The organism is Pseudomonas paraversuta (assembly GCF_904067025.1).
GTDB classification, from domain to species: Bacteria; Pseudomonadota; Gammaproteobacteria; order Pseudomonadales; family Pseudomonadaceae; genus Aquipseudomonas; species Aquipseudomonas paraversuta.
In genome coordinates this window covers 3,155,988-3,169,018 of record NZ_CAJFDA010000001.1, presented here as the reverse complement: position 1 = coordinate 3,169,018, position 13,031 = coordinate 3,155,988, and the positions used below count along the sequence as shown (strand labels likewise).

13 protein-coding genes and 2 pseudogenes are annotated in these 13,031 nt (G+C 53.5%); 8 read left to right on the top strand and 7 right to left on the bottom strand.

Annotated elements, in window-relative coordinates; translation table 11 throughout:
* The first annotated feature begins 82 nt into the window (after positions 1-82).
* The gene (locus JQ848_RS14215; RefSeq protein ID WP_202210872.1) at positions 83-832 is read left to right on the top strand and encodes a hypothetical protein; all 750 of its coding nucleotides are present in this window, start codon (positions 83-85) and stop codon (positions 830-832) included.
* Between the two features lie 399 nt (positions 833-1,231).
* On the opposite strand, the pseudogene JQ848_RS14210 reads toward JQ848_RS14215, so the two are convergent.
* A pseudogene (locus JQ848_RS14210) lies at positions 1,232-1,966 on the bottom strand (tyrosine-type recombinase/integrase); the annotation flags it as partial.
* On the opposite strand from JQ848_RS14210, the gene JQ848_RS14205 reads away from it, so the two are divergent.
* The 4 genes and pseudogenes from JQ848_RS14205 to JQ848_RS14190 all read left to right on the top strand — a co-directional run bounded on the left by JQ848_RS14205 (position 1,951) and on the right by JQ848_RS14190 (position 4,808).
* Positions 1,951-2,622, top strand: a complete 672-nt coding sequence (locus JQ848_RS14205; protein WP_202210871.1) for a hypothetical protein — start codon at positions 1,951-1,953, stop codon at positions 2,620-2,622. The pseudogene JQ848_RS14210 and the gene JQ848_RS14205 overlap by 16 nt on opposite strands.
* Entirely contained in the window at positions 2,619-3,152 is a 534-nt protein-coding gene (locus JQ848_RS14200) for a baseplate complex protein (RefSeq protein ID WP_202210870.1), read from the top strand. The genes JQ848_RS14205 and JQ848_RS14200 overlap by 4 nt, the downstream gene beginning before the upstream one ends.
* 5 nt (positions 3,153-3,157) lie before the next feature.
* Positions 3,158-3,849 (top strand): annotated as a pseudogene (locus tag JQ848_RS14195) (hypothetical protein).
* Positions 3,834-4,808 carry a hypothetical protein gene (locus tag JQ848_RS14190; protein WP_202210869.1) on the top strand — a complete coding sequence of 325 codons (975 nt, stop codon included), beginning with the start codon at positions 3,834-3,836 and terminating at the stop codon, positions 4,806-4,808. Before JQ848_RS14195 ends, JQ848_RS14190 begins: the two are co-directional and overlap by 16 nt.
* Before the next feature lie 107 nt (positions 4,809-4,915).
* On the opposite strand, the gene JQ848_RS14185 is transcribed toward JQ848_RS14190, so the two are convergent.
* The 4 genes from JQ848_RS14185 to JQ848_RS14170 all read right to left on the bottom strand — a co-directional run bounded on the left by JQ848_RS14185 (position 4,916) and on the right by JQ848_RS14170 (position 9,204).
* A complete protein-coding gene (locus JQ848_RS14185) occupies positions 4,916-5,626 on the bottom strand; it encodes a hypothetical protein (protein ID WP_202210868.1) in 711 nt (236 codons plus the stop codon).
* Between the two features lie 95 nt (positions 5,627-5,721).
* A complete protein-coding gene (locus JQ848_RS14180; protein ID WP_202210867.1) occupies positions 5,722-6,543 on the bottom strand; it encodes a DUF2971 domain-containing protein in 822 nt (273 codons plus the stop codon).
* Positions 6,544-7,500: 957 nt separating this feature from the next.
* A protein-coding gene (locus tag JQ848_RS14175) for an IS3 family transposase (protein WP_088500423.1) occupies positions 7,501-8,651 on the bottom strand; the annotation gives its coding sequence in 2 pieces (ribosomal slippage) (positions 7,501-8,417 and positions 8,417-8,651; 1,152 coding nt in all).
* Positions 8,652-8,691: 40 nt separating this feature from the next.
* The gene (locus tag JQ848_RS14170; protein ID WP_202210866.1) at positions 8,692-9,204 is read right to left on the bottom strand and encodes a DUF4410 domain-containing protein; all 513 of its coding nucleotides are present in this window, start codon (positions 9,202-9,204) and stop codon (positions 8,692-8,694) included.
* 259 nt (positions 9,205-9,463) lie between these two features.
* On the opposite strand from JQ848_RS14170, the gene JQ848_RS14165 reads away from it, so the two are divergent.
* Positions 9,464-10,036, top strand: coding sequence for a chorismate mutase (locus JQ848_RS14165; protein WP_010656333.1), 573 nt, complete (start codon positions 9,464-9,466; stop codon positions 10,034-10,036).
* An 86-nt stretch (positions 10,037-10,122) separates the two neighbouring features.
* Here the strand turns inward: JQ848_RS14165 and JQ848_RS14160 are convergent, their stop codons facing one another.
* Both JQ848_RS14160 and JQ848_RS14155 read right to left on the bottom strand, forming a co-directional pair.
* Positions 10,123-10,359: a hypothetical protein gene (locus tag JQ848_RS14160; protein ID WP_202210865.1), complete on the bottom strand. Its 237-nt coding sequence runs from the start codon at positions 10,357-10,359 to the stop codon at positions 10,123-10,125.
* Positions 10,360-10,548: 189 nt separating this feature from the next.
* Positions 10,549-11,433: a LysR family transcriptional regulator gene (locus JQ848_RS14155; protein WP_202210864.1), complete on the bottom strand. Its 885-nt coding sequence runs from the start codon at positions 11,431-11,433 to the stop codon at positions 10,549-10,551.
* Positions 11,434-11,555: 122 nt separating this feature from the next.
* On the opposite strand from JQ848_RS14155, the gene JQ848_RS14150 reads away from it, so the two are divergent.
* Positions 11,556-12,704 carry a muconate cycloisomerase family protein gene (locus JQ848_RS14150; protein ID WP_010656332.1) on the top strand — a complete coding sequence of 383 codons (1,149 nt, stop codon included), beginning with the start codon at positions 11,556-11,558 and terminating at the stop codon, positions 12,702-12,704.
* A 10-nt stretch (positions 12,705-12,714) separates the two neighbouring features.
* On the top strand, positions 12,715-13,005 hold the full coding sequence (catC, locus tag JQ848_RS14145; protein WP_003442344.1) for a muconolactone Delta-isomerase: 291 nt from the start codon (positions 12,715-12,717) through the stop codon (positions 13,003-13,005).
* Positions 13,006-13,031 lie beyond the last annotated feature (26 nt).

Here is a 13,031-nt window from a genome sequence, read left to right as displayed (position 1 = left end):
AACTAGGTTGGAACTACTACTTTCCATAAAGTCGACGTATTTTATTTATGCTATAAATAAGATTGCAATAAGGTTAGACTGGTTGTTTTGGTTTGAACCTGTGTGGGTTAAGGAAAATATTTTACCCCTATTTCATGGTGCTAATGAGATAGCTGAGGCCGCATGGAAGGGGAGGCTTATTAATACCACTCATTTTCGGCCTGAATTGTTCGTTGAACTTAAAGCTGGCTTTATTAATTTATTTGACCGACCCCAAAGCTGGCAATGGGAGCGCGGGTTATCGCGTATTTTGCATCAGCATCTTATTTTAGCATTCCGCTATGGAATTAAAGATGACCGATATCTAAGTTTTGAAGAGGTTAGGCGGGCTTTACAAAACACTGATGATGCTGGGAGAGCTGAAGCTTTAAGGTATCTGCCGATATTAATTACCTCGAGGAGTGCGTGGCAAAAGTATGGCAAGATTTTTCTTGTTGAAGTGTGGCCAAGAGAGTTGCGTTATCTAAGTCATGCAACGACAAATAGTTTTCTTTATTTGGCTGAAAAGGTGCCTCAGAGTTTTCCAAGTGTGGTTAAGTTGATTCTTCCATTTCTAACTACAGTAAAAAGATGCGATACGCTTTTTTATCGCTTTAGAAGAGAGCCAGATAGCTCCATGGTTACTCAGTATCCCGATGCGATGCTTGTGTTGTTGGACAAAATACTGGCAGATCATTCTATACCTCCTCATCAGTTTGATAGTTTGCTTAATCAAATTGTCGAGTCCAAACCCTCTTTAGCAACGGACAGGCGGTTGCGGCGGTTGAGAAGGATCGCAATGGAACATATATAACACGCAATCCTAGTTGGCATTTCCTTCTGTCGGGATTCAGATAAGTTTCCGGCGTTGAAAGGACCGTCGAATCAAGCTTCCTAACTCATTACTCAGGGGGCAGCTGTGATTGGGCTATTTCTAGCCTGACGGCCCGCTAAAATTTGCGCAAAACCTACCCTGCAGGCCACGGTTCACTGTTTGCTAACGCATGGTTAATACTTGATTTTTGTATCAATAAAAAATTAATTTTCCCTTTTTTTTTCAATGGCTTATGATTTTTTGAGATCGAACATGGGGTGCTAGGGGTCGAGTGTTCGAATCACTCCGTCCCGACCATATTATTCAATGACTTAGCCACCTTATGGGTGGCTTTTTCATTTCTACCCTAGTGACTTTTCGAGTGACCTTGGGTTTTTGCTATCCCTGCCTCCTCTTCAGGATCGTCAGCGCTGGTGCGCGTGAGTCGGTTACTGAAACCTTGTTTGCAGCCTCAATCAGTTGGTCCAGCTCTGCCGCCGAGTAGTGACTGGTGATGCTGCCATTCTTATGGCCGAGCAATGCTTTGCGATCTTCCTCAGTCACGCCTGCTGCACGCAGCCTTCTCCCAAAGGTGTGCTTCAGGTCGTGAATGCGGATTCTGGCAAAGCCATCATGTGCCGGCCGCAAATACTTCTCCTGCCATTTCTTCGCCGCCCTGACCCTGGCCTTCTTCCAGGCTGAGTCATTCATGCGGTGAACCATCGTTTCGTCCCCGTCGCCGTCTGGCTTGCCGAAAGGGAAGACGTACAGCTTGTGCTGGCCTCGCTGCTTCTCAATGACCGACTTGGCCACCGTGTTGAGAATCACCAGGCGCTCGTCCCGGTTCTTTACGCCAGACCTTGCGCTTCGTCCGCCGAACCCGGCAGGAATCAAAAACACCGTGGTATCCAGCTCCGGTACCGCGATTTCCCAATCCCATTGAAGCTTGCAAACCTCCTGCTCCCGACACCCCGTATTGACCTTGAACATGGCTATGGTCTGCAGGTGTGGCGGCAGTTCTGCGAACAAGATCGACTGCTCTTCCCAAGAAAGTGGGTAGGGCTTGCGGCAGTTCGTCTTCTCATCCAGGAGCGAGATCATCGGCACAACATCAAGCCATGGTCTGCGCTCATCAGGGCACCGGCTTACTGCGTGCGCTGGCCGCGCCGAACCTGCTGCAGCTGCTGAGCGCCAAACTCAAAGACAGCCACGACACCGGGCTGCCCACCGGCCAGCAATACGCCCTGGTGATCCTGTTCCTGGGCACGCGGTACGACCAGTTCGCCGCCACCCTGGCGCGTTTCAACGCCTTGCTGCCGTTCCCGGATCTGGAGCGCGCCCAGCGCCGTGCCCAACAGCTGTGCAAGCTGGAGGCGGAAAAGTGGGAATTGCCGTCTGCCGGTGCATTGCCGCGCTGGGGGCAGATGCCCCTGGAGCGCTGCACCGTGACCAAAGCCGCAAGCCAGGCGCTGTCCAGCCAGTTGGCCGCGCTGGAAGGCTACGCCGCAGACAGTTCACCCATGGCCGATTTGGCGGCACTGGCTGCACGCAAGGCCACTCAGGCCCAAGCCCACGACCGCAAGCTGGCCGAGCTGCAGCAGCTGCTGACCGGGAACGACGCTGAAACCACCATGCAATGCCGCCTCATCGGCCCGGGGAACGGCGCCGAGCTGAGCGCCCAACTACTGGATGGCCAAGCCCCGGGCCACGAATGGGGGATCTGCGCTGGCATGGTGCTGGTGGGATCGCGCAAAGGGCTGAGCTTTGTACAGGAGATGATCGGCCTATGACGCTGCTACTCGATGGCGAACAAGTGCGTTGCAAAAACATGAAAGCCACGGCAAACCTGCGCATTGAAAGCGGGGATATGTCGGGCCAGACCAGTAACAGCGACACGGCCCACACCGGCTTCAAGCCCAAAACCCTGACCTTTTCCGGGCTTATCCGGCATGCCGATGCGGACTGGTTGCGCACGCTGATGCGCCTGGCCGAGGCAACAGAGAGCGGTGGCCAACTCAAAACCTATCGCATCGTTCACGACACGGCCGCCGCGTTCGGCATGCGCCAGGTGCAATTCAGCGACGGGGTTAGCTCCCGGGAACACGACACGCTGCAGGCTTGGCTGATCCAGTTCACGCTGACCGAAAAGCTGAGCAACCCCGAGCGGGTAGAAGGTTGTCGCACCGGTAACAGCGTGGCCAGTCAGTCGGCGCCCGGGCAAGGCGTTGCCGGTGAGAGCGGTAGTGATCCGGAAAAGCCCGGGCAAGAGCTGACCGGCTTTGAAGCCGTGCTGAAAAAAATTGATAACTGGATGGGCTGACTGCCATGAAACTGCACAAAGTGCTGACCATCGGCGGCACCGTATACCCGCTGGTCAAAGACGATGTCCGGCTGGAGCTGCGAACCCCGGGGCGAGCCTCGTTCACGGTGCAAGCCAAAGCCCGTTAAAAGGATTGGTGACGCTGGACATTGGTTACAACAACAAGCCGCTACAGCGGTTTTTCATTGGCTACGTCGAGCGCAGTACCAGCGTGAACGCCGTCGAGCAGGTGCTGTTCTGCCGCGAACTGGCTGCAATCCTGAGCCAGCCGCTGCCGCTGAACCTGCGCCATGTGGATCTACGGGCCGTCCTAACCGCTATCAGCAACAAGACCGGGCTGACATTCCGCGTACCTGACCAGCCTTATGCAAAGGTGAAAGCCCCGTTCTTTTACAACCTGGCCACCGGCATACAAGCCATGGACAGCTTGGCCCGGGTTTTCAGCATCCCCGACCCGATCTGGCAGCAGCAGGGCGACGGCGAAGTCTTTGTGGGCAGTTGGGCCGACAGCTTTTTTGGTGCCCGGGAGCCGCTGCAGCTGCCAATCGAACTGTTCGACAGCTACCAGGGCAACGAAAGCGCCATGGTCGCCGCCATGCCAGGTATTCGCCCTGGTGCAACCTTTAACCAGGCACAACGCATCGTTTCGGTGTCGCTGGCCGCGAATCAAATGGGTTTGAAGTGGAAGAAGCAATAAAACGCGCCGTAGAACGTCAATTCCCCGAGCTGAGCGGCGGCTACCACCTGCCCAGATTCGCCTTGGTGCAAGGCGTGGCCGATGCCCCGGCCCAGTCCGGGATCTGCGACAACTTCCGGCCCCGGTACGCGGTAGACCTGCAGGTACTGGCCGAGGACGGCGAACCCGACCCCAACCTGCCAATCCTTGCCGGTGTACCGCTGCCCGTGCCCGTGGGCGGTGATGAGATGGGTTTTTTCGCCTTCCCGGCAGAAGGCACCATGGTGGTGGTCAACTTCGCCTACGGCATGCCCAGCAAGCCGTTCATTCAAACCATCTTGCCCCACGGCCTGAGCCTGCCGAAGGTGCCCAAAGGGGATCAAGTCTGGCAGCACAGCGAAACCGCCCAGCAGCGCGTGGACGCCGACGGTAACTGGTCGCGGCAGACCGATGGCCGCATACAGGACTTTTCAGCTGACCGCGAAGTCCAGGCCCTGGACAACCAGGAGCACTATCAAAGCCACAGCCAAACCGTGGACGACCACTCAAAAGAGACAGTCGGCGGGGTCAAAACCATTGAAGCGCTGGGCGCCGTAAAGCTGCTATCAGGCGGATCAATGAGCGTGGCGGCTGTGGATGACTTGCACCAGGCCACTGGCCGCGACCTGAATCTGGTGGTTGGGGATAAGTTCAACGCCACCGTCGGTGGCGATATGCAGGAGCGGATCGAGGGCCTTAGAAAGTGTATGTCTGGTGTGAGTCAGAACTTCAAATCCCCTAAAACTTGGCTTGGTTCAGAGGAGGTTAATGCCTTACAAGTTATTTGTAATTTAATAAATATTGTTATGGATATGAATGCTGAGATAGCTATTCATCAGCATGGCTCAAGGCAAGTTCCGGAAAATCAGGATTTTTTTACTTCGAGGGCTATGGGCTCATCATTACTAATGCAGAAGCTTGAGGCGATCACGGAACGTTAAGTTGCCCCCCCTTCATTCGCTTGACCTAATTGCAGCTTGTATTTAAGGTCAGCCTAGGGGGGTGAGGCTTGAGAGCTTTTTTGTTTTTATTTTGAAAGTGGTTGATTCTATTGGTTCTGAGATTTTTGGTAGCGTTGTTCGATCCCTAGCAATGAAATGTATAAATCTTCAATCTCTGCACCTAATAGTTTCATTCCGTCAGCGGTGCTCCCCATTCCGAGTTTAACGGCCTCATGATTTACGTGGTTCTTGTAGATATCATCTAGCTTCTCGGGGCTAAGTTTCCAGCCGTTAGTGGTCATTCCATCACGAAGTTTCTGCATGGTGTTTTCTGCAGAATAATACGCCTGCCTTGCATCGCTGTTGTTCAACTCGATCATTGCAATCATTCCTTTCATTCTCATGTATAACAGGACGATTTTTTCTGCTACTTCAATTGGTAAATTTGCTAAGCATGATGGCGATGAATCATATAGAGAAAATGTGTTAGCGCCAACTGGAAACATGACAACATAGGGCTTGCCGTCTTCTAGGTGTCTTAGCTCATCGGCGTATTCGGTATTATAAACCTCCCAAGCTGTTTTGATCTCAATCATTATCAGGGCTAACGTATTGCTAGTGATTTTTTTTTCTTCGCGCTCTGCTTTTTCCATATTGTTTTGGTGTGCTTTTTCTGTTGCCAAAAAACTAAAGTACCCAGCAATTCCTGCGCCCAATAATGCCGCGGCCCCTGTGATCAATGCTGCCACGAATGTCTCACTGGTTAATGCTTTTGCAAAGAATGAACCTATGTTTATTAGAGTGTTGTTAAAATCCATACTCATTAGCTCTGAATTACTGTTAAGTGTGTTTTTTATGCATTCGGAGTGCCATAGTGTGCGGTAACTATCTAAATTGCCTGGTGTTGAGATAGTCAATTTATGCAAACCCTGTAGTGTTCTTGGTCGATATTGGTGGTCATCAATTTTATGTGTGATAAGTCGGGGTTTTTTCTGATTATTTCTTTGACTTTATTTGTCGTGAAGTCAGTTGCGCGACATCCAAAAATAATGCTTTTTATTGCGAGTGCAGGAAAGGAAAATAAATTATGGCCGCAGGGAAGTTCTTTGTCGCGCTTATAGATAGGTAACATGATTCGCCATTCACATTCTGATTCCCATACATTGCCCTTGGTTAAATATGGAGAAAAATCTTCAATTTCCTCAAGGATTAGAGATGGGCGAGCTTCGCTGTATTTAACTTTTCTTAGGTATCCAAACTCGTCTTCATCACTTCTTCGTTGGGTGAAAAATGAAGACTCAGAATCGAATTCAATTATAAAGCCTTGATGAGAGTCAGCATAATGCGCCCACATCAGTAAGTTGTCAGGGCGCTCTGTGAGTGAAAGAATCCCTATTTTCCCACTAAGTTCTTTGTCAATTATTTCTTGTGCTTTTGTTGCCATGTCTAGCTTGATTTTGCTAGTAAGCCCTTTGTGTGTGGAGTTGGATACCTGCCTGGAAAATTCCTCAAAGGTAAGCTGTCGTCGCGAATTTCTTGGGAGTTTTGAATATTCCCCTCTAAGTTTTTCAACTTCTTCTTTGATGGCTGAATTATAAGTTTCTTGAGATGCGATATCTTTTATATGGGGCTTTAATTCGAATGGGTCATTCAGTTGATGTGGTGTAGAGAAACATATCATGTTGTTTTCTAAAATGTCAGTCCGCTGGGGAGGGACATACTTGAATAATTTCACTGAGAAAAATCCCTTTTAGGTTGAGCATTATACAATTCTGTCATGTGCCATCATGATGCCATCTAAAAATAAGAAGTGAAGAATAAATCATCCTAAAAAGCACTTATCCCCCTCCCGCCGACGAGCCTTGCGTCATTTTTTTGTGAAAATCCGAGTGTAGTGCAAACGAACCTGCAGCCCAGGCGGGCCGTGGGGTTCTGCAGGGGATCGGCAATTGCACAGAATGCAAAGTTTTGTAGGGGAATGAAGTGCGCTTGCACAGCGGCGCGAGGGGCGGTCAAGGACGGGGTATTGATGGAGTGCCCGATTCCATTGGGCGTAAAATTTGAAAGCGTGGTTTTCAGTGGATTTTCAAAAGCGCGCACGATCTCTCTGGGCGCGGAACTGGCCTGATCCGGTGAGAGGCTGAATTCCCTGCAGGTCACGTCTGGTAGGGGTTGTGGTGTGTTTGGTTGATTGCATATGGCTGAACAAGATCGAGGATCAGTTTTCCCTCATTGCAATGGATCCAGGCACGATGAAAAAAGTCGTTTTATTGAGATTGATTCTTAGGGGGGAGGGTGGTCGTTTCAAAAAAAGCGATATCAGCTATACAGCGCTGATAATGGGTCTGGAGGCCCCTGTTTTACTGGGTTCTCGGTATTACAAGGGAAGGTAATATGAAGCGATATGAAAAGTAATATTTCTGCCAAACCCCCGGTTTCATTGGGCTTTAAGGAATAGATATATAGCTTTATAGAAAGGTAATACTATCGCCTTCCTATCGCGCAAATATCGCTTTTTTCTTAAAGCGCTGAAAGCCTTGATCTGCAAGGGGTGTAGCCATTTTTTGGATGGAATATTACTAATATTACTTTTTCTCAGACCCCCCACAAATTTTAGGACTGGCATCTACACAGGGGTGGGTATCAGGCTGTGTGGCTACTTGCGTCAGCTTTCTGAATCGCCCCAGGTTTCCTAGACACTCTCCAGGCTCGCTGCGTAACGCTTTTCAAACTCTACCGGTGACAGCTGATTGTTGAAACTGTGGCGTCGTTTTGGGTTGTAAAACATCTCGATGTAATCGAACACATCATCCCGAGCATCCTGGCGTGTAGTGTAGATTTTACGCTTGATCCGCTCCCGCTTTAGCAGCTGGAAAAAGCTCTCCGCCACAGCGTTGTCGTGGCAGTTACCTCGACGACTCATGCTGGCTACCAGGTTGTTAGCTTTCAAGAAGCTTCGCCAGTCTGAGCTGCTGTACTGACTGCCTTGATCCGAGTGGATCATCACCTCTTGCTTCGGCTTACGTCTCCAAACCGCCATCAGCAGTGCATCAATGGCTACGTCGCTGGTCATCTGCGACTTCATTGACCAACCAATGATCTGGCGTGAAAACAGATCGAGCACCACGGCCAAATACAGCCAGCCTTCATATGTTCGGATGTAGGTAATGTCTGTGACCCAGACTTTGTTGGGTTCTCTGACATCGAATTGGCGCTTCAGTAAGTTCGGTGAGGCAACGGCTGGTTTACCGCCATATTTTCCCGGCCTCCGTCGATACCCAGTCTGAGAACGTAAACCTTCAAGGCGCATCAACCTAGCTACCCGGTGACGGCCACAGCTCTCACCAACCTCTCGCAGGTCATCATGGATCTTGCGATAGCCATAAACACCACCGCTTTCCAACCAGGAGTGTTTGATCAGTCCAAGCAGTCGCTGATCGTCCTTGGCTCGCGCAGATTTTGGTTCTGATAGCCACGCGTAGTAGCCGCTGGGATGAACCTTGAGCGTCAGGCAAAGCCGTCGAATCGCGTAATGACCCGCTTGCTGCTTAATAAAGGCGTACTTCAGCCGCACTCCTTGGCAAAGTACGCGGCGGCCTTTTTTAAGATGTCTCGCTCCTCCGTCACCCGTTTCAGCTCGGCCCGTAGACGACGAACCTCAGCGCTCTGATCATCCTCCTCAACGCGCTGTTCCTGGGGCTTGGTGTAGCGCTTAACCCAGGCATAGAGGCTGTGCACGGACACACCCAATCGTGCAGCCACCTCCGAGACAGGAAGCTTCTTTTCGGTCACTTGTTTGACCGCCTGGATTTTGAATTCTTCGGGATATCGCTGGTTGCTCATGGCACCTCCTAATGGGCCTCATTTTAAGGCTTGGAGGTGTCTACGAAACTAGGGGCGATTCAACCTGCTCTTCGGTCATGGCCGACATGACGCCTTCCCAGGCTGAAGATGAAGTGTCGTAGGTCCGGGACCCGATCAACTGGCCTGACTTCAAGTCTGTAAAGTCTGCCGATGAGTTGATCCAGGCATTACCGACCATGACGCCGGCGCTATAACGCGCACCGGGTGTCAGGTAGCGAAAGTTGGTCACGTTGATCCTGAGCCCGATACCGTCTTTTTCCACAGGGTTCATTGGCTGGGGTTCGGCAAGGCCATAGCCGGCCTGGGTCGCTTCAACGTGCAGGGCCTGGCTCCATTCTTCCTTCAACCGCGGCCAGTCCTTGTTTTGCTCAACCCTGGTGTTGCCCTGGAGCTCGAGGATGATGTTGCGCTTGGCTGCTTCGCGGATTGCCAATGTGTCAGTGCCGCTGCTTTTTACAGTGGCAGCGCAGCCGCCCAGCATCGAAATGGCTACGCAGCAGGACAGGGCAAGCGAGAGTTTAGTCAGGTTCATTGAACTTCCATCTTCACAAAAAAAGTAAAAAGCTAATGGTTGCGCCGCGCCAGATCACCCGGCCCAAAGTGCGGTGTTGGTTGTTTTTTTCATCAGACAGAGTATTCGCTGGCCATCATACCGCCATCACCCAATCTGACCATACCCTGGACGATGGTGTCTGCTGACGGCCCAGGGTTTAAATCAACAACACAGCATGTTCTGGCGTGGCGAGGTATTGTTCTGCAGTTTTGACTATTCAGCGAAAAGGATCAGTTGCATGTCTAACCGCCCAGGTTTTTTTCATCTGCTCGGCATTACTGCCCTCAGTCTGTTTATCGGTAGCGCCCAGGCCAGCACGGTTTCAGCGCCTCCCGAGTCGTTGCCGTTGTTGCTGGCAACCATGAATGAGCGATTGAACATCGCAGACCAGGTTGCCCTCAGTAAGTGGGACAGTGGCAAGCCGGTGCAGGACGGTGCGCGCGAAGCGCAAGTCATTGGTAACGCCCGGGTACTGGCCACGGCCAGGCAATTGGACCCGGATGCTGTGGCCGAGCTGCTGGCTGCCCAGATCGAAGGCAACAAGCTGGTGCAGTATGGGTTGCTGGCCGAATGGCAAGCTGCCGGCAAGGCTCCGGACGTCCCGCGGGCTGATCTCTCGACGCAGATCCGGGCACAGCTGGATCAACTGCAAACCCGGCTGTTGCAGCACTACAGTGCCTTCTCCGCGTATCGCAATGCCCCGGACTGCAGCCGCTGGGTTGCTCAGGCGCGCAAAGGCCTGGCCAAGGATCAATTGCATGAACTGGCACTGATTCGGGCAACCGGGGATCTGTGTACCGCTGGTAAATGACACCAGGGTGACCGGGGGCTGGCGATACAGCCGGGGGAGGGGCGGTGTCGGGTAGCGCCCGGTTGCGCGAAGTTGGCCAGCACGACTCAAATGCGTACAGCCTCTTCCCCTGACGCCAGAATATGAAACTCGGTATGGCTGAGTTTGTGGGCGTGGCCGCCACTGCTGACCTGGTAATGCCTGCTGCTCTGCGTCCACCCGGAGTTTGCGCCATCCGCGCCGGTGGTCATGGTTTGGGTGGTCAGTTCCTCTATCTCGTATATACGGCCGGTACTGCTTCTGGCTTCGAACAGATCTGTTCGTACAATCCTTGTCTTGTCCATGACGCGTCCTTGGGTGTTGGTTCCGGGATCAGGCCCCAGGCAATGAACCGCTGCCTGGCACTGGACAAGCCCTTGTCCGCTGATAATCCCTGATCGTTTGCCACTGTGGATTCAATACCCGTTACCGGGCCTCGGCACAATTCGTGCTTTGGCATTAGTCGCAAGTGACAGGGGCAACCGGCAGCCCGATCAAGGCTGCGGCAGCAGTTCCTCAATCACCTGCAAACAATGATTGAGCCCGGGGGATACGTCGCCCACGCGCCGGCTGAGGATGATCGGTGAAGTCGCGTTGGCCTCCAGCAGCGGGGTAAAACCAATATCGTCGCGGTGCAACAATTGCACCGAGGCCGGTACCAGGGTTACGCCGATTCCCGCGCCCACCAGCCCGATGGCGGTTTGCAGTTCGTTGGTCCATTGCGCGACATGGATGTTCACGCCGTAGGAATCGAAGAGGGCAATCACGTGGTCGGCGTAGCTTGGCCGCGGATTGACCGGGTACAGCACAAACGGCTCGGCTGCCAGCTGACGCAGACTGATGGGCCCTGCCAGCAATCTGTGCCCGGCGGGGAGGGCAGCCACCAGGCGGTCTTCGGTGAGTATGCTCTGGACGATGGCCGGATCCTCGATGTGGATACGTCCGAAGCCGATGTCTATCCGGCCGGCCTTGAGTGCCTGTACCTGCTGCAGGGTGGTCATTTCCGAAAGCCCCAGTTCGAGCTCCACCGACTTGCCGCCGCGCAGGCGCCGAATCAGTTCCGGTAGCACGCCATACAGGGTCGATGGCGCAAAGCCGATGCCCAGCCAGGTTTTTTCCCCGGAGCCGATGCGTTGAGTGTTGTCACAGACCTTGCTCAACTGTTCCAGCAGGGCCGAGCTATGCTCGTAAAAAAAACGCCCGGCAGCGGTCAGCTTCAGCGGTCGGCCACGCTCCAGCAATAACACCCCCAACTCTTCTTCCAGCTGCTGGATCTGCCGGCTCAGGGGCGGCTGGGCAATATGCAGCAGCTCGGCGGCGCGGGTGAAGTTGAGCGTTTGAGCCAGTACCTGGAAATACCGCAGATGACGCAGTTCCATAGAAACTCCAGAGCAGGTCCCATACCTTAAAGGTATCAAGTCAGACCAATTCTATATTGGTATCGGGAAAAAAGCCGTACCAGAATCAGTCCCGGAATTTCAAGAATCTGACGGGTATAGACATGCTTGCAACAGCCATTGAATCGATCGAGACGGTAATTGTCGATTTGCCGACCATACGCCCGCACAAACTGGCGATGCACACCATGCAGAACCAGACTCTGGTGCTGATTCGTGTGCGCTGCGCCGATGGCATCGAGGGCATTGGCGAGTCCACCACCATCGGTGGCCTGGCCTACGGCAACGAAAGCCCGGACAGCATCAAAACCAACATCGACCGGCATTTCACGCCGTTGCTGCTGGGTCAGGACAGCAGCAACATCAATGCCGCCATGCTGAGGCTGGAACGCAGCATACGCGGCAACACCTTTGCCAAATCAGGTATTGAAACTGCACTGCTCGATGCCCAGGGCAAACGTCTGGGCCTGCCGGTCAGCGAACTGCTGGGCGGACGGGTGCGCAATTCACTGCCGGTGGCATGGACCCTGGCCAGCGGCGACACCGGCAAAGATATTGCCGAAGCCGAAAAAATGCTCGACCTGCGGCGCCACCGCATCTTCAAACTGAAAATCGGCGCCGGTGAAGTCAACCGCGATCTGGCCCACGTGATTGCCATCAAACAGGCCCTGGGCGATCGCGCCAGTGTGCGAGTCGATGTCAATCAGGCCTGGGACGAATCTGTGGCGTTGCGCGCCTGCACAATTCTGGGGAGCAATGGCATCGACCTGATCGAGCAGCCCATCTCGCGCAACAACCGCTCGGGTATGGTGCGCCTTAACAGCATGAGCCCGGCGCCGATCATGGCCGATGAATCCATCGAAAGCGTGGAAGATGCGTTCAACCTGGCGCGGGAAGGTGCTGCTTCGATTTTCGCCCTGAAAATCGCCAAGAACGGCGGCCCCCGTGCCGTCCTGCGCACCGCAAGCATTGCCGAGGCGGCGGGGATCAGCCTGTACGGTGGCACCATGCTGGAAGGCGGCATCGGCACCCTGGCCTCGGCCCATGCCTTTATTACCCTCAACAAGCTGGCCTGGGACACCGAACTGTTCGGGCCGTTGTTGCTGACCGAAGATATTCTCAGTGAGCCGCTGCTGTATCGCGACTTTGAGCTTCACGTTCCGCAAAACCCGGGCCTGGGCCTGACCCTCGATGAAGAGCGCCTGGCGTTTTTCCGTCGCGACAAAACCGCCACCGCCGTTTCTCAAGTCTAAGGAGAGCCTTATGTTGTTCCACGTAAAAATGACCGTGAACCTGCCGCTCGACATCAACCCCGAGGTGGCTGCCCGGCTCAAGGCGGACGAGAAGGCTCTGGCCCAGCGCCTGCAAGATCAGGGCAAGTGGCGTCACCTGTGGCGCATTGCCGGGCTCTATGCCAACTACAGCGTGTTCGATGTCGACAGCGTCCAGGAGTTGCACGACCTGCTGATGCAGTTGCCGCTGTACCCGTACATGGCTATCGAAGTCACTGCAATGTGTCGCCATCCTTCGTCCATCCGTGAGGACGACCGCTGAGTCCTGGGAACCCGGTCAGTTACGCC

Excerpts from the sequence above, each read along its gene's own strand:
- catC (WP_003442344.1), top strand. The coding sequence starts at position 12,715 with ATGTTGTTCCACGTAAAAATGACCGTGAACCTGCCGCTCGACATCAAC.
- JQ848_RS14160 (WP_202210865.1), bottom strand. The coding sequence starts at position 10,359 with ATGGACAAGACAAGGATTGTACGAACAGATCTGTTCGAAGCCAGAAGC.
- JQ848_RS14165 (WP_010656333.1), top strand. The coding sequence starts at position 9,464 with ATGTCTAACCGCCCAGGTTTTTTTCATCTGCTCGGCATTACTGCCCTC.
- JQ848_RS14150 (WP_010656332.1), top strand. The coding sequence starts at position 11,556 with ATGCTTGCAACAGCCATTGAATCGATCGAGACGGTAATTGTCGATTTG.
- JQ848_RS14205 (WP_202210871.1), top strand. The coding sequence starts at position 1,951 with ATGGTCTGCGCTCATCAGGGCACCGGCTTACTGCGTGCGCTGGCCGCG.
- JQ848_RS14185 (WP_202210868.1), bottom strand. The coding sequence starts at position 5,626 with ATGGATTTTAACAACACTCTAATAAACATAGGTTCATTCTTTGCAAAA.
- JQ848_RS14170 (WP_202210866.1), bottom strand. The coding sequence starts at position 9,204 with ATGAACCTGACTAAACTCTCGCTTGCCCTGTCCTGCTGCGTAGCCATT.
- JQ848_RS14200 (WP_202210870.1), top strand. The coding sequence starts at position 2,619 with ATGACGCTGCTACTCGATGGCGAACAAGTGCGTTGCAAAAACATGAAA.
- JQ848_RS14155 (WP_202210864.1), bottom strand. The coding sequence starts at position 11,433 with ATGGAACTGCGTCATCTGCGGTATTTCCAGGTACTGGCTCAAACGCTC.